Origin of the sequence: Kitasatospora herbaricolor, assembly GCF_030813695.1 — a bacterium.
In the GTDB taxonomy this organism is placed as follows: Bacteria; Actinomycetota; Actinomycetes; order Streptomycetales; family Streptomycetaceae; genus Kitasatospora; species Kitasatospora herbaricolor.
This window is the reverse complement of the sequence record NZ_JAUSVA010000002.1, coordinates 9,088,351-9,102,706: the sequence shown is the minus strand read 5'-3', so window position 1 is coordinate 9,102,706 and position 14,356 is coordinate 9,088,351. Positions and strand designations below refer to the sequence as shown.

13 protein-coding genes are annotated in these 14,356 nt (G+C 75.3%); 3 read left to right on the top strand and 10 right to left on the bottom strand.

What is annotated here, in order from left to right:
• Nucleotides 1-84: 84 nt before the first annotated feature.
• The 7 genes from J2S46_RS39160 to J2S46_RS39130 form a co-directional block, all read right to left on the bottom strand.
• The gene (locus J2S46_RS39160) at nt 85-1,140 is read right to left on the bottom strand and encodes an ABC transporter ATP-binding protein (RefSeq protein WP_191290972.1); all 1,056 of its coding nucleotides are present in this window, start codon (nt 1,138-1,140) and stop codon (nt 85-87) included.
• Nucleotides 1,137-2,237 carry an ABC transporter ATP-binding protein gene (locus J2S46_RS39155; protein WP_191290973.1) on the bottom strand — a complete coding sequence of 367 codons (1,101 nt, stop codon included), beginning with the start codon at nt 2,235-2,237 and terminating at the stop codon, nt 1,137-1,139. Before J2S46_RS39155 ends, J2S46_RS39160 begins: the two co-directional genes overlap by 4 nt.
• Nucleotides 2,218-3,150: an ABC transporter permease gene (locus tag J2S46_RS39150; RefSeq protein ID WP_191290974.1), complete on the bottom strand. Its 933-nt coding sequence runs from the start codon at nt 3,148-3,150 to the stop codon at nt 2,218-2,220. Before J2S46_RS39150 ends, J2S46_RS39155 begins: the two co-directional genes overlap by 20 nt.
• Nucleotides 3,147-4,199: an ABC transporter permease gene (locus J2S46_RS39145; RefSeq protein ID WP_191290975.1), complete on the bottom strand. Its 1,053-nt coding sequence runs from the start codon at nt 4,197-4,199 to the stop codon at nt 3,147-3,149. The genes J2S46_RS39150 and J2S46_RS39145 overlap by 4 nt, the downstream gene beginning before the upstream one ends.
• On the bottom strand, nt 4,196-5,743 hold the full coding sequence (locus J2S46_RS39140) for an ABC transporter substrate-binding protein (RefSeq protein WP_191290976.1): 1,548 nt from the start codon (nt 5,741-5,743) through the stop codon (nt 4,196-4,198). The genes J2S46_RS39145 and J2S46_RS39140 overlap by 4 nt, the downstream gene beginning before the upstream one ends.
• 606 nt (nt 5,744-6,349) lie before the next feature.
• On the bottom strand, nt 6,350-7,330 hold the full coding sequence (locus J2S46_RS39135; RefSeq protein ID WP_191290977.1) for a DsbA family oxidoreductase: 981 nt from the start codon (nt 7,328-7,330) through the stop codon (nt 6,350-6,352).
• Nucleotides 7,327-7,794, bottom strand: a complete 468-nt coding sequence (locus J2S46_RS39130) for an RrF2 family transcriptional regulator (protein ID WP_191290978.1) — start codon at nt 7,792-7,794, stop codon at nt 7,327-7,329. The genes J2S46_RS39135 and J2S46_RS39130 overlap by 4 nt, the downstream gene beginning before the upstream one ends.
• 506 nt (nt 7,795-8,300) lie before the next feature.
• Here J2S46_RS39130 and J2S46_RS39125 point away from each other — a divergent pair.
• The 3 genes from J2S46_RS39125 to J2S46_RS39115 all read left to right on the top strand — a co-directional run bounded on the left by J2S46_RS39125 (nt 8,301) and on the right by J2S46_RS39115 (nt 10,549).
• Entirely contained in the window at nt 8,301-8,885 is a 585-nt protein-coding gene (locus J2S46_RS39125; protein WP_191290979.1) for a cupin domain-containing protein, read from the top strand.
• A gap of 72 nt (nt 8,886-8,957) precedes the next feature.
• Nucleotides 8,958-9,590 (top strand): nucleotidyltransferase domain-containing protein, encoded by a 633-nt coding sequence (locus J2S46_RS39120; RefSeq protein WP_191290980.1) that lies wholly within the window; start codon nt 8,958-8,960, stop codon nt 9,588-9,590.
• Nucleotides 9,591-9,673: 83 nt separating this feature from the next.
• Nucleotides 9,674-10,549 (top strand): NAD-dependent protein deacetylase, encoded by an 876-nt coding sequence (locus tag J2S46_RS39115; RefSeq protein ID WP_191290981.1) that lies wholly within the window; start codon nt 9,674-9,676, stop codon nt 10,547-10,549.
• 69 nt (nt 10,550-10,618) lie between these two features.
• Here J2S46_RS39115 and J2S46_RS39110 read toward each other — a convergent pair whose 3' ends face one another.
• The 3 genes from J2S46_RS39110 to J2S46_RS39100 all read right to left on the bottom strand — a co-directional run bounded on the left by J2S46_RS39110 (nt 10,619) and on the right by J2S46_RS39100 (nt 14,164).
• The gene (locus tag J2S46_RS39110) at nt 10,619-11,530 is read right to left on the bottom strand and encodes an SDR family oxidoreductase (protein ID WP_191290982.1); all 912 of its coding nucleotides are present in this window, start codon (nt 11,528-11,530) and stop codon (nt 10,619-10,621) included.
• Entirely contained in the window at nt 11,527-12,144 is a 618-nt protein-coding gene (locus J2S46_RS39105) for a TetR/AcrR family transcriptional regulator (RefSeq protein WP_191290983.1), read from the bottom strand. The genes J2S46_RS39110 and J2S46_RS39105 overlap by 4 nt, the downstream gene beginning before the upstream one ends.
• Nucleotides 12,145-12,991: 847 nt before the next feature.
• On the bottom strand, nt 12,992-14,164 hold the full coding sequence (locus tag J2S46_RS39100) for a glycoside hydrolase family 16 protein (protein ID WP_307352664.1): 1,173 nt from the start codon (nt 14,162-14,164) through the stop codon (nt 12,992-12,994).
• Nucleotides 14,165-14,356: the final 192 nt, after the last annotated feature.

The following is a 14,356-nucleotide window of genomic DNA, read 5'->3' as shown; positions in this document are numbered from 1 at the left end:
CGTGGGTCGGTATTTCTTGGGGGGGTGGTGCGACGAGGTGCGAGGCGGCCTGTGACCGCCGAGGGCGTGGGGGCCGGGCCGGCCTCAGAGCGCGTCGGCGGCGAGGCGCTCGCGCCAGTCGGCGGCGCGGTGGCAGGCGACGGAGCGGCCGGGACCGCCGTGCTCCGCGGCCACCGGGGCCTGCCGGCAGTCCTCGCCGGCGAACGGGCAGCGGTGCGCGAACACGCAGGCACCGGGGGCCGGTCGGCGGGTCCACTCGGGCCGGGGCTCGCGCGGGCGCAGCTGGGCCGGCGTGATCCGGTGTTCGCGCCGGACGCTGGGGGCCGAGGCGGTGAGCAGCGCGGTGTACGGGTGCCGGGGGTCGGTCAGGACGTCCTCGGCGGGCCCCTGCTCGACCAGCCGGCCGCGGTAGAGGACGGCGATCCGGTCGGCGATGCCGGCCAGCGAGCTGAGGTCGTGCGAGATGATCACGACGGCCAGGCCGAGGCTGCGGCGCAGCTCGTCCAGGAGCAGCAGGACGTGGTTGCGGTTGGAGGCGTCCAGCGCGCTGACCGGCTCGTCCGCGAGCAGGAGCCGCGGGCGGGTCACGACGGACCGGGCCAGCGAGACCCGCTGGCGCTGGCCGCCGGACAGCCGGCCGGGCGTCCGCTCGGCGAACTCGGGCGGCAGGCCGACGAGTTCGAGGGCCTCCCGGATCCGCTCGGCACGTTCGCCGCGTTCGGTTCCGGTGCCGACGGTGAGCGGTTCGCCGACGATCTCGCCGACCGTGAGGTCCGGGTCGAGCGAGCGCAGCGGGTCCTGGAACATGTACTGGATCCGGCCGCTGCGGCGCAACTCCCGCAGGGGGCGCCCGCGCAGGCCGGTGACCTCCTCGCCGTCGACGGTGATCCGGCCGCCGACGACCGGCGCCAGGCCGACGACGGCGCGGGCGAGGGTGGTCTTCCCCGAGCCGGTCTCACCGATGACGCCGAGGATCTCGCCGGCCCGGGCGTCCAGGGAGACGTCGTCGAGGACGCGCTCGGCGGCCCGGCCGGGGCGGCGGCCGTAGGCGACCGAGAGGGCGCTGATCCGCAGCAGCGGTTCGGTGCCGGCGGTCGCCGGGCGGGCGGCCGCCGTGGCGGTGGCGGTGCTGGGGCTCATGCGGTCACCTCCTGGAGGGTGCGGTGGGTCCGGCCGGCGGTGCCGGTGGCGGTGGCGGTTGTGGCGGCGGTGTCGAAGGCGCCGGCCAGGGCGAGTTCGTCGGCCCGGCCGCAGCGCACCCGGCGGCCGTCGGGCCGGACGGTCAGCGGGACGGGGGCGTCGGAGCAGGCGGGCGTGGCGAACGCGCAGCGGTCGGCGAAGCGGCATCCGACGGGGGCGGCGCCGGCCTCCGGCGGGCGGCCGGGGATCACCGCGAGGTCGCGGCGCCGCCAGTCGCCGATCGAGGCGACCCGGAGCAGGGCCTCGGTGTAGGGATGGGCGGGGGCGGCGACGACCTCGGCGGTCGGCCCGTCCTCGACGATCTCGCCCGCGTAGAAGACCAGGATCCGGTCGCAGACCTCGGCGACCACCGCGAGGTCGTGGGTGACCAGCAGCAGGGCGAGTCCGCGCTCGGTCCGCAGCCTGGCGAGCAGTTCGAGCACCTCGGCCTGGACCACGGTGTCCAGCGCCGTGGTGGCCTCGTCGGCGACCAGCAGCTCCGGCTCGCCGGCCACCGCGACGGCGATCAGCACGCGCTGCAGCATGCCGCCGGACAGCTCGTGCGGGTACTGGTGGTAGACCTCCTCCGGCCGGTGCAGGCCGACCGAGGCGAACAGCTCGACCGCGCGGGTCCGGGCGGCGGCGCGGTCGAGGCCGTGCCGCAGCCGCAGCGGTTCGGCCAGCTGGCGGCCGACGGTGAGGGAGGGGTTGAGGTAGGAGGCCGGGTCCTGGAAGACGGCGCCGAGCCGGGTGCCGCGCACCTGCTCCCACTGGCGCTCCGTCAGGGCGGTGAGCTCGGTGCCGGCCAGCTCGATCCGTCCGGCGGAGACGGCGACGCCGGGGGCGCCGACGCCGAGCACCGAACGGCAGGTGAGGGTCTTGCCGCTGCCCGATTCGCCGACCAGTCCGACGGCCTCGCCGGCCCGGACGCGGAACCCCACGTCGCGGACGGCCTCGGCGCGGCCGGCGCCGACGGTGATGTGCAGCCCTTCCACGGTCAGGACGGGTGCGCCCGGGGTGGTGGCGGCGGTGTCCGGGTCAGGCGGGGAGGGGGGCATCGGCCTGCTCCTTCGGTGCGGACTGCTCGGACGGGCCGCCGCGGCGGGGACGGCCCGCCGGGGCGGTGGCGGCGGTGCGGGCCCGGGCCGGTTCCGTCCCGGCCGCCCCGGCGTCGCGGACGGCGTCGGCGAGCAGGTTGAGCGCGCCGACGGTGAGCATGATCAGGGTGGCCGGCAGGATCGGGGCCCAGGGCTGCTGGGCGAGGAAGCCCAGGTCGCTGGCGAGCATGCCGCCCCAGGTCGGGGCCGGCGGCTGGACGCCGACACCGAGGAAGGTCAGCGAGGTGACCGTCAGCAGGGCGGTGGCCAGCGCGTGGGCCGTGGTGACGGCGACGGTCGGCAGGATCTTGGACCACAGGTGGGTCCGCAGGATCCAGCGGCGCGAGGCGCCCATCAGCTCGGCCGCCTGAACGTACTGGGCCTGCGTGAAGCCCAGCGCCGCGGCCCGGGTGACCCGGAAGAACAGGGGCGAGAGCAGCACCCCGAGAGCGAGCATCGCCTGGTGCAGGCCGTTGCCGAAGACTCCCACCGCGGCGATCGCGAAGAGCGTGAACGGCAGGGTCATCAGGGCGTCCACCGCCCGCAGCGACACCCACTCGAAGACCCGTCCGAGCCAGAGGGAGGCGATTCCCGGGACGATGCCGAGCAGCATCGCCGCGGCCACCGCCTCCACCGCACCGGCCACCGAGTCGCCGGTGCCGGCGAGCAGCCGGCTGAGCACGTCGCGTCCGAGGTAGTCGGTGCCCAGCAGGTGGGCGCCGCCGGGGGCCCCGAGCAGCTGGGCGGTGTCCTGGGCGAGTGGGTCCTGCGGGGCGAGGGCGCCGCCGAACAGGGCGAGCAGGGCGACCGCGACGAGTACCGGCAGGGCGAGCCGGGCGGTCCGCAGCCGCAGCGTGCGGCGGATCGTTCTCATAGCTGGCCCCCTTGCCCGGGGCGGGCCTTGGCGGCCCGGCGGGCAGCCGGGTTGAGGGCCAGCAGGCCGGCGTCGACGGCGAGGTTGGCGATCAGCACGACGGCGACGGTGACCAGCAGGGTGCCCTGGATGACCGGGACGTCGTGCTGCTGGGCGGCCTGCAGGGAGAGCTGGGCGATGCCGGGCAGGTTGAAGATCCGCTCGGTGACCACCGCGCCGCCGATCAGCATCGGCACGCTCATCCCGAGGACGGTGACGGCCGGGCCGGCGGCGTTGCGCAGGACGTGGCCGAAGAGCACCCGGCGGGCGGGCAGGCCGCGCATCACGGCGCCGGTCACGTAGTTCTCGCGCAGCGCGCCGACCAGCGAGGTGCGCAGTTGCCGGGCGATGCCGGCCGCCGCGTCCAGGCTCAGGGCCAGCGCGGGCAGGACGGCGAAGCGCAGCCACTGGCCCGGGTCCTGGCCGAACGGGACGTAGCCGCCGGAGGGCAGCAGCCCGGCCTGCACCGAGAGGACGGCGATCAGGCCGATGGCGATCACGAACGCGGGCAGGGTGCCGAGCACCGAGCAGACGGCGGTGACGGCCAGGTCGAGCCGCCCGCCGTTGCTGCGGGCGGCGGCGATCCCGGCGGCGCCGCCGAGCAGGACGGCGAACAGCAGGGCGAGGCCGGCGATCGACAGGTCGACGGGCAGCGCGGCGGCGATGCTGTCGGCCACCGGCAGGGTGGTGAACCAGGAGTGGCCGAGGTCCCCGCCGAGGGCGTGCCCGAGCCAGCCGGTGAACTGCTCGGTGAGCGGCCGGTCGAGCCCGAACTCGTGGTTCATCCGCGCGATGTCGGCCGGCGTGGCGGTCTCGCCGAGGACGGCGGCGCCGGGGTTGGCCTCGGAGAGCGCGCCGAGTCCGAAGGTGATCAGGGAGGAGATCAGGAAGACGGTGGCGGTGGTCAGCAGGGCCCGGACCGGGCCGCGCGGCGCCCGCGCGGCCCGGGCGGCGAGCACCCGGCCGCGCCCGCCCTGGCGGGCGGGCGCGGGCGCGAGGAGCGCTGTCACGGCGCGGTCACCCCCTCGAAGCGCTGGACGACGGTGAACTCGGGGATGGCGGAGACGCTCTTCTGCCGGGCCAGGATCCGCGGCACGCTGTAGAGGAAGACGTTGGGCATGGTGCGGACCGCGAGGGCCGTGGCGGCCTGGAGGTTCTTCGGGTAGTCGGGCGAGTCGAGCGGGGTCCTGGAGACCAGGTCGACGGCGGCCTTGAGCTCGGGCGGGGTGCTGCGGCCGGGGTTCATCAGCCCCTGCTCGCCGAAGAGCACCTGGAAGGCCTGCGGCGCGGAGTCGCGGCCGGCGAACTGGTCGGTGAACAGGGCCCGGGAGTGCTGGATGTAGATGATCTGGGTCGCCTGGGCGGCCGGGATGACCTCGATGGTGGTCTTGATCCCGACCTCCTTCAGCTGGGCCTGGAGCTGCTCGGGCAGGCCCTGCGCGGCGGTGGTGGTGATGGTCAGCTCCACCCCGTCCGGGTGCCCGGCCTGGGCGAGCAGCTCCTTGGCCTTGGCCGGGTCGTGCGGGAAGAGGTCGGCGGAGCCGGCGTCGTACCCGACATAGCCCTTGGGGAAGGGCTGGTAGCTGACGTCGCCGAAGCCGAACTGCTGGGTCTTGAGCAGGGCTTCACGGTCGATCGCGTACTTGAGGGCCTGCACCACCAGCGGGTTGTCGAAGGGCGCCTTGGTGGGGTTGATGTCGAGCACCGCGACCACCAGGGACGGGATGACCTGGACCTCCAGGCCGGCGGCCTTGGCGGCGGCCACCTGGCTGCCGGGGATCTGGGCGACGTTGTACTGACCCGACTGCAGGGCGGCGACCACGGTGGAGGCGTCCGGCAGCGGGTAGATCTCGAAGTTGTCGAGCTTGATGCTGGACGCGTCCCAGTAGCCGGGGTTGCGCTTCAGCACGGCCTTGGCGTTCTGGGTGTAGGAGCTGAGCGTGAACGGCCCGGCGCCGACCGGCCGGGAGGCGAGGCCGGCCGCGTCCCCCTCGAAGGCCTTGGGGCTGACGATCATCCCGGTCTTGCCGGCCAGCAGGTTCGGCAGCTGGTAGTCGGCCTGGGTGAGGGTGAGCACCACGGTCTGCGGGTCGGGTGCGGTGATCTCCTTGATGTGCACCAGCTGCGGGGCGACCAGCGACTTGGGGTCGGTGCGGCCGCGGTCCAGGCTCTTCTTCACCGCGGCCGAGTCCAGCGGGGTGCCGTCGCTGAAGCTCAGGCCGTCGCGGAGCTTGAAGGTGACGGCGGTGCCGTCCGGGCTGTACGTCCAGCCGGTGGCGAGGGCGGGGACGGCGTCGCCCTTCTCGTTCAGCTTGGTGAGGCCGGCGTAGACCAGCGAGAGGTCGTGGACGTCCCAGCCCGCCGAGGAGAGCACCGGGTCCCATGAAGTGGGCAGCGCCCAGCCCCACTTGACGGTTCCGCCGGCCGCGCCGCCGGCCGTGACGGGGGTGCCTGAGCCGCAGGCGGCGAGGGCGAGGGTCGCCGCGGTGCCCAGGGCGAGGCCGAGGAAGGAGCGTCTGGCGAGGGTCGAACGGGTGCTGATCGGGGCGTTCATGATGCTGCGTCACCTTTCGGGTGCATGCCGGACCGGCCCTCGTCGGGGGCGGACGGGCAGTGCAAGGGGCGCCGCGTCGGGGCGGGGCCGACGGCGCTGGAGGGGCAGGACGGGGTGTGCCGGGGCGTACGGGATCAGGGCGTGCGGGATCAGGGTGTGCCGGGACGGGCCGTGCGACGGCGGGGCCGTCGGGGCCGGAAGGGGCGAGCCGATGGGTGCGGGCAGGGGCCGGCGGCCCGGGGAGCCCGGAACAAAGGGGGGTTCGGCCCGGCACAGGGCAACGGGCGCGGCCGGTCAGGCCTGTCGGGGTGCGGCCGGGGCGACGGTCAGGCCGTCGGGGGCCGTGGATCGGCAGGTGTGGTGGCGGCCGGAGGGCGCTGGGTCAGCGACAGAGGTCGCTGCTGGTGCGCCGGAAGTCCACGAAGCGGCACACCACACCGGGGTGCGTCGAAAGCATGCGCTCATCCTGTCCGGGCCGCGCCGCCCTGTCAATGGACACCAAACGGTGTCTCATTCGTCGGACCGTCAGCGCCCGCCCGAACCCGCCGGTCAGGCCCCTGGGACGGCCGCGCGGAGCGCCGCGGGGGCCCGCTCGGGCCGCCCTGCTCAGTGCCCCGGCGACCGGTCGGCGGCCGGGGCCGGGCGCCGCTCCGTGTACGCCGGAACCTGTTGGGCGTACGCGGGATGCCCCTCGGCGTACGCCGGATGGAGCCAGAGCGGCCCGTTCCCGCTCTCCAGCCGGACGGCACGGGCCGGCGGGCGGCCGTCCGTCGTCAGCTGCTCCAGGTCGGCGCGGGTCAGGCTCAGATGAAGCTCCAGCGCCGTGTCCGGGTCGAGCCGCCCCGCCTCGGCCGGCAGCCCGGGGGCCACCGCCCGCGCCGCCGCGAGGTACTCCCCCAGCGCTCGCCAGCCCGGCACCGGCCGGCGGCCGGCGGGCCCGACGAAGAGCAGCGTCGGCAGTGCGTAGCGGTACCCGTCGCCGGCCTCCTTGGCCGCACCCGGATGGGGCGGCGGGCCGCTCATCCCGAGCACCTCGGGCACCGGTGCGCGCGCCTCGGCCCGGTCGGCCGCCAACCGGTCCAGGACATGACGATTCGTCATGTCGGCCAGCAGCAGGCCCTCGTCGAGCCCGGGCAGACCGGCGACGGCGGTGCGCACGCGGTCCGTGGTGTCGGCCGGCTCGCCCAGCACGAAGACGCTCTCGCGCAGCCGGCGCAGCACCGCCGCGGCCACCGCCGGGCCCTGCCGCTCCGCCGCGACGGCGGCCAGCGAGGCCGGGCGACTGCAGGCCGCCACCCGGGCGAGCCGGACGGCGTGCGGGGCGCCGGTGTGGGAGCTGATCTCCGCGATGTAGCGGGCGTACCAGGCGGTCTCGGCCGCGGGGTCGGGCGCCGGGTCGTCCTCCTCCTCGTCGAAGAGCATCGCGTAGACCGGTCGCCAGACGGCGCGGCCGGCCAACAGGCCCCGTAGCCTGCGGAGTTTGGGCTCGGAGCCCCAGGCCCAGGGACAGAGCGGGTCGGTGTACTCGACCACCTCCAGCCCGCCGGCGGGCGGTTCGGGGACGCCCGGACGGGCGGCGGCGGTCATACCAGGACGTCCGCCCGCTGCCGGACGGACGACGGACCTGACGACGGACCGGGCTGCGCTGCGCCGGGGGCGCCGACCAGGGCGGAGATGGTGACCCGGCCGAGGATCTCGGCGGCGCTGTCCTCGACCGCGCGCCAGACGTCCGGCAGGCCCTGCGCCGGTGCGGGGTAGTCGAGTTGGGCCAGCGGCTCGCCGCGCAGGGTCATCAGCCCGCCGTCGACCGCGCGCATCACGTCCAGCAGGCTGATGTCCTCGGCGGGCCGGCCCAGCCAGTACCCGCCCTCGCAGCCGCGCTGGCTGCGCACCAGCCCAGCCCGGCGGAGGTCGCCCACGACGGATTTCAGGAAGCGGAACGGGATCTCCTGGGACGAGGCGATGCTCTCACAGGTGAGCGGACGGGCCGTGTCGCGGGCGAGTTCGACCAGGGCCCGCGCGGCGTAGTCCGCCTTCGCGGAAATATGCATGTGCACCATTATCCCCTGTCGGGTCGCCGTCACAATGCCTTTCGGTCACGGAGGACCGGGCGCCGGGGCGGTGGAAGGGGCCCTGACCAGGGCGGCGACCGGTGCGGCGGCGGGCACGAAGTCCGTGCGCGGGCCCGGGCCGGGCCGGCGGCGGACGCAATGGACACCTCTTGACATCCTTTCGACCGCGGCTCTAGCGTCCTGTTCATGCCCCGCCGTGTCCTGCTCCGCGCCGCGAACCGCACCGACTGTCCGTCGGCGCCGTCCGCGCTCTGTCGCGCCAGCTGAAGGACACCGCCGCCCGGGCGGGCCGCCCGCCGGCCGACCCATGCCCCCGGCGCCCCGCCCTCCTCGGATCGGCACCCCCGGTTCCCAAGCCGGACACCACTGACACACCCTGCTCCGTCCAGGCCGCGCCGCCCTCTCACGCGCCCACTCCTGCGCGCGTCCCTGCACCTCCGCGTGGCATCTCCCGTCCGCACGTCCACTCCCGTACAAGGAACGTCATGAGCTCAGCGCACCCGCACCCCGAGTCCGCCTCCCCCGCCGAGGCGGGCGGCGCCGCCCGCCCGCAGGGCACCGCCGGCGGCGAGGGCCGCCCCGCCACCGAGGCCGGGGCCGGGTTCCACCCGCACCTGCCCGACCGCGAGGCCCGACCCGCGCCTCTGGCCGCCAGGTTGCACCACATCCGGGCCGGCGCGCTGGACGGTGACACCGCGCAGACCGGCGGGATGCGGAGGTTCGCGGCCGTCAGCGGCCAGACGGTCGGGTCGGAGAAGCTCTGGATGGGCCAGACCCATGTCGCGCCGGCCACCTCCTCCTCCGACCATCACCACGGCGAGTCCGAGACGGCCATCTACGTGGTCAGCGGGCACCCGGTCTTCGTCTTCGCGGACGACTCCGCCGGTGAGCCGGAGGAGGTACGGCTGGAGACCGGCCCGGGCGACTACATCTTCGTCCCGCCGTTCGTCCCGCACCGCGAGGAGAACCCGGACCCGGACGTGGAGGCCGTGGTGGTGATCGCCCGCAGCACCCAGGAGGCGATCGTCGTCAACCTCCCCAGCCTGTATCCCGTCGAAGGATCGGACTGATCCGGCGTCAAGACGACGGCGGGGAGCTGGACATGCGCTACGCCAGGCCCTCCGCGTCGGTAGGTTGGCCGGATGAGCGAAGAACTGCCGCCGGGCGGCGTCGCGATCACCGAGGCCGAGGCCGCGGCCCGCTGGACGAGGGCCTGGACCCCGGCCGAGGTGACCGGCCGGCTGGCGGGGCTCTCGGCGCCCTGGTGCGTCGCCGGGGGCTGGGCCCTGGACGTCTTCCGGGGCCGCCGGAGCCGCGAGCACGGCGACCTCGAGATCTGCGCCCCGGCCGAACGGTTCCCGGAGGTGGCGGCCTGCCTCCCCGGCCACGACTTCGACGTGGTGGCCTCCGGGCGGCTCTGGACGGGACTCTCCCCCGAACTGCTGGAGCTGACCCACCAGACCTGGGTCCGCGACCCCTCGACCGGCGACTACCTGGTCGACGTGTTCCGCGAGCCGCACGACGGCCCGACCTGGATCTGCCGCCGCGACCCGTCGATCCGACTGCCGTACACCGAGGTCGTCGAGCACTCGCCGGAGGGGATTCCTTACCTGGCACCGGAGTTGGTCCTGCTCTTCAAGGCGAAGGGGGACCGCCCCAAGGACCGGCGGGACTTCACCGCCACCCTCCCCCTGCTGGACGACGCCCGGCGGTCCAGGCTCGCCGGGCTGCTCGGCCGGGCGCATCCGGGGCACCCCTGGCTGGCGGAGCTCTGACCGGGCGGCGCGGCCCACCCCGGCCCGCACCGGCCGCACAGGTCTCCCGGCCGTTCCCGCCCGGGCCGAACTATGCTGCTTCTATGCATGTGCATCGGACACCCGGAGGACCGGAGACCGGCCCGGCGGCGCGCAGCGGCGGCCTGGCGGAGGTCGAGCGCCTGCTGGCCGGCCGGGACGTCGCGGTGCTGAGCGGCGCCGGGCTCTCCACCGAGTCGGGCATCCCCGACTACCGGGGCGCCACCGGCAGCCTGCGCCGCCACACCCCGATGACGTACCAGGAGTTCGTCGCGAGCGAGCAGGGACGCCGCAGGTACTGGGCCCGCAGCCACGTCGGCTGGCAGGCGATCGCCCGGGCCGAGCCCAACGCCGGCCACCGGGCGGTGGAGGGGCTGCGCCGGTCCGGGCACGTCTCGGCGGTGATCACCCAGAACGTGGACGGTCTGCACCGCGCGGCCGGCACCCTGGGCGCGGTGGAGCTGCACGGCGGTCTCGACCGGGTGGTCTGCCTGGACTGCGGGCGCAGCAGCTCCCGCGCCGACCTGGACCGCCGGCTGCACGCGCTCAACGGCCCCCTCTTCGTGCCGGACGCGGCACTCAACCCGGACGGGGACGTCCAGCTCCCGGGCGCGCTGGTGGAGGCCTTCCGGATCGCGCCGTGCGAGGCCTGCGGCGGCGTCCTCAAGCCCGATGTGGTCTTCTTCGGCGAGAGCGTCCCGAAGCCCCGGGTCCAGCACTGCTTCGACCTGGTCGACGCGGCCCGGGCGCTGCTGGTCCTCGGGTCGTCCCTGACCGTCATGTCGGGGCTGCGCTTCGTACGGCACGCCGCGCGGGCCGGCAAACCGGTCGCCATCGTCAACCAGGGGGCGACCCGCGGGGACGAGTACGCGACGACCACGCTCGCGCTGCCCCTCGGCGCGACGCTGACCACCCTGCTGGAGCAGCTCACCGCACCGTGAGGCCCCGACCGGGCCGGACGGGCCGGACGGGCGGGCCGGCCCCGTCACGACCGACACGGCCCGGCCCCGTCACAGGGGATCGCCGAGCGGCCCGTACTCCTCCTCCAGCTCGGCGGCCCAGTGGGCGGCGAAGTCCGGCCGGCTGCCGTCCACGTCGGTGAACCCGTACTCCTTGTAGAGGCCCCAGGTGGCCAGTGCCCGCCCGGTCCGCGCCAGCACGGCCGGGTCGGCCGCCAGCGCGGCGACCGCCCGCCCCAGGTAGGCGGGGGTCTCGGAATACGCGAAGTTCGGGTCCTCGGCCGCGCCGTCCCGCCAGTTCTCCTCGGTGACGCCGAAGTGCTCCAGCATCGCCTCCGAGCGGAGGAACCCGGGGGTGAGCGCCACCGCGGCGACGCCGTGCGGCTTCAGCTCGGCGGCCTGGGCGAAGGCCAGCCGGATGACCGCGGACTTCGCCAGGTCGTAGAAGAACGAGCCGCGGTAGCGGGCGGTGTTGCCGTCGGTGACCTCCACCACGAGCCCGCTCCCCCGGGCGACCATCAGCGGCAGCGCGAACCGGCTGGTGATCACATGGGTCTCGACGGCCTGCCGGAGCAGGCGCAGACCGCGCTCCAGGTCCTGCTCCCACAAGGGGTGTTCCCAGTCGGTCAGCGGGTCGCCGCCCCAGACGGAGTTGACCAGGACGTCGAGCCGCCCGCCCTGCTCGGCCGCGATCCGGTCCACCAGCGCCCGGACCTCCTCCGGCCGGCTGTGGTCGGTGCGGACCGGGATGCCCAGGCCGCCGGCCGCGGTGACCCGCTCGGCGGTCCCCTCGATGGTCTCCGCGCGGCCCAGCTCGGAGCGGCCGGCCGCGCTGCTGCGGCCCGACACGTACACCGTCGCGCCGGCGGCGCCGAGCTCGACGGCGATCCCGCGCCCGCCGCCACGGGTGCCGCCGGCCACCAGGGCCACCCGTCCGGCCAGGGGCAGGTCCTTCGTCGTCATGATCCCTCCAGGTCGTGGTCGTGGCGGGGCGGGACGTGCGGGGCCAGTACGGCGTCGAGTTCGCGCCGGAGCCGTTCGGCCAGGGTGCCGTCCCGCTCCAGCGCCCAGGTCAGCCCCGCGCCGGCGGTGATCGCCTGCACGGTGCCGGCCAGCACCGGGACGTCCGTCCCGCCGAGCAGCTCGCCGGCGTGCACGGCCTCCGTCAGCAGGGCCTCGACCACGCCGCGCTGCGCCCGGTGGACGGCGAGGGCGCGCTCGTGCAACTGCGGGTCCGTGAGGTCGGTGCAGAGGAAGGCCAGATGGTTGGCGAAGCTCTCGGGGGTGGCCATCGGGGCCGCCCACCCGACCTGGGCCGCCACCAGCGCCGCGAGCGCCGACGGGTGTTCGGGCCGCAGTCCCGCGGACAGCTCGGCCGCGTCGGCGACGGACCGGTCGGCGAGTGCCAGCAGCAGGCCGCGCTTGGAGCCGAAGCGCTGGACCAGGGTGCCGGGCACCAGTCCGACCTCACCGGCGACCGCCGCCAGGGTGAATCCGGCGGGGCCCACCCGCCCGATCACCTCGGCCGCGGCGCGCAGGATCACCACGTCGTCGACACCTCGGGGGCGTCCGGCCATCGCTGCTCCCGTCCGTCATTAATAAATGCCTGTTCATTTATTAAACCGCTCCGCCCCCGGCACGGGCAAGCCGGGCGCCGGGCGGCTCCCGGGAGCACGGGAGCAGCGGCCCGACGCGCCGGGGGGGCGCGGACACGCCCCGGCGCCCCGGGGACGGCTCGCACCGTCCCGGGGCGCCGGGGCACCGGTCCTGCTTCGACGCGCGGACTCCGCGCTCTCCCCCACCGCACGGCCTGCACGCGCGATCCGGGGTTTCACCTGCTCCCGGAGGCCCGTGCCCCGGCCGGGGCGTCACCCGGCGGGCTGGGGATCACCGACCGGCGGCGCCTCGGCCACGACGGCGGCGGGGGCACCCACTTCGGAACCCGGCGCGCCACCGGCCGCCTGCATCGTGCGGCGCACGGCGTCCAGACAGGGCGCGCAGTAGCGGTCCGGCAGCCCGTCGGGGCCACCGGGACCGGGCGACGGCGACGGCCCGGTCTGCTGCAACCGGCTGCCGCAGAGGGACCGGCCGCCGTCCTCCTTCGCGACCACATGCCACAGCAGACTCCGCCCCTGTGTGCTGTGGTCGGCTTCGGCTCGCATCTCGTGCACGGGACCCTCCCAAGGTCAGACGGGAATGGCTTGACCTCATGCAACCGCCGGGCGGCCCTGACGGCCAGCCGGATTCACCCGACCGCGCCACCGCCCGGCCGCCCGCACGGGCGCCGGGACGGCCCTGGCCTGCCGTCCCGGCGCCTCCCGGGGCCCGCTGACTGCCCGTGCGGCCCGCGGGGCCCGTTGCTCCGAAGGAGGGACCGGCCGCCGGCCGCCGGGGCATCCCCGGCCGGCACGGCGACCGGCCGGGTCAGCGCCAGACCCGCAGGTAGTCGGCGGCGAAGGTGATCGGCGTGGTGCTGTCGGGGGCCGGGTGGTAGCGCCCGGCGCTGACGGAGAGGTTGAGGATCAGGTAGGCCGACCACTGGCTGCCGACGCCCGTCCGGTCGGAGTAGACCTTGGTGTTGTTGACGTACCAGTCGTCGGAGGTGGCGCCGCACAGCACCCCGACGGTGACCCAGCCGCCGGGGGCGACCGTCTTCGGGTTGGTGTAGTCGGCGGAGCCGCTCCGGACGTGGTTGGTGAGTTCCAGCAGGTCCGGGTGGTCGGGGTGGTACTCGAACACGTCCACCTCGTTGCCGCCGTCCTTCCACGTCCACAGGGCCGGCCAGGCGCCCGCCCGGGTCGGCAGCTGCACCCGGGTCTCGATGTAGTCGCCGGTCCGGACCTTGAAGCCGCGTGCCGATCCCTCGGTGGTGAGCAGCCCCGTCGTCCAGGACTGCAGCCCGTTCTCCAGCACCCGCGACCCGGGCCGGGCGGTGAAGGTGGCCGCTCCGTCGGCGACGGTGACGGCGTCCTGGGTGAGCAGGTCCAGCTTGTTGTCCTTGGGGTTGTGGTCGCCGTACTCGTAGGCGCTGGTCCGGGTGCCGACCCAGGTGCCTCCCCAGTCGAGCGGGCGGCTGAACTCCTCCAGGAAGACCGGCGACCGGCCGCTGATCGGCGGCGTGGTGGCCGGATTCGCCGGGGTGGCCGGGACGGTCGGGACGGTCGGGGCGGTCGGAACGGCGGCCGGTCGGACCGTCAGCGTCGTGCCGATCAGGTTGTGGTAGCCGGAGGCGTCCCGGTAGAAGCCGAACTGGAGGTAGGTGCCGGCCGGAAAGGTCCGGGCGCGGGTGGTCATGGTCACCCCGGTGGGGCAGATCCGGACGTCGGTCGCCGAACCGGGGAAGTCCAGGTTGTGGCCGGCGGAGTCCCGGACGCCGACGCCGAGGGACCGGACGGTCTGACATCGCGAGGACAGCACGGTGAGGGTGGCCGAGACCTCGGCGCCGGCGGTGGCACCGGTCGGGGTGAGCCGGAGCTGGACCACCACCGGCGCCGCGACCGCGTCCTGCCCCGGGAGCGCGGCGAGCGCGAGCAGCAGGGCGACGGCGGCCGCGGTGGCGGTACGGACTATGACGGTCAGCGAGTGCTTGCTGATCACGGGGCTTCCTTCCTGGGGTCGAGCCCCTGGAAGACCGGGCCGCCGATCGACGACGGCCCTCCGGGCCGGGGGGCCGCGGCTCTTCACCACGTCGGACCTACCGCCACCCAGGAAAGCTCAGCTGTGGAAAGACGATCACACAGGGCCGCGGCGATCTCCCGGGGAGCTGAGCCAACTGGGCCAACCTTGGAC

Excerpts from the sequence above, each read along its gene's own strand:
- J2S46_RS39160 (WP_191290972.1), bottom strand. The coding sequence starts at position 1,140 with ATGAGCCCCAGCACCGCCACCGCCACGGCGGCCGCCCGCCCGGCGACC.
- J2S46_RS39155 (WP_191290973.1), bottom strand. The coding sequence starts at position 2,237 with ATGCCCCCCTCCCCGCCTGACCCGGACACCGCCGCCACCACCCCGGGC.
- J2S46_RS39150 (WP_191290974.1), bottom strand. The coding sequence starts at position 3,150 with ATGAGAACGATCCGCCGCACGCTGCGGCTGCGGACCGCCCGGCTCGCC.
- J2S46_RS39140 (WP_191290976.1), bottom strand. The coding sequence starts at position 5,743 with ATGAACGCCCCGATCAGCACCCGTTCGACCCTCGCCAGACGCTCCTTC.
- J2S46_RS39135 (WP_191290977.1), bottom strand. The coding sequence starts at position 7,330 with ATGACCGCCGCCGCCCGTCCGGGCGTCCCCGAACCGCCCGCCGGCGGG.
- J2S46_RS39130 (WP_191290978.1), bottom strand. The coding sequence starts at position 7,794 with ATGCATATTTCCGCGAAGGCGGACTACGCCGCGCGGGCCCTGGTCGAA.
- J2S46_RS39125 (WP_191290979.1), top strand. The coding sequence starts at position 8,301 with ATGAGCTCAGCGCACCCGCACCCCGAGTCCGCCTCCCCCGCCGAGGCG.
- J2S46_RS39120 (WP_191290980.1), top strand. The coding sequence starts at position 8,958 with ATGAGCGAAGAACTGCCGCCGGGCGGCGTCGCGATCACCGAGGCCGAG.
- J2S46_RS39115 (WP_191290981.1), top strand. The coding sequence starts at position 9,674 with ATGCATGTGCATCGGACACCCGGAGGACCGGAGACCGGCCCGGCGGCG.
- J2S46_RS39110 (WP_191290982.1), bottom strand. The coding sequence starts at position 11,530 with ATGACGACGAAGGACCTGCCCCTGGCCGGACGGGTGGCCCTGGTGGCC.
- J2S46_RS39105 (WP_191290983.1), bottom strand. The coding sequence starts at position 12,144 with ATGGCCGGACGCCCCCGAGGTGTCGACGACGTGGTGATCCTGCGCGCC.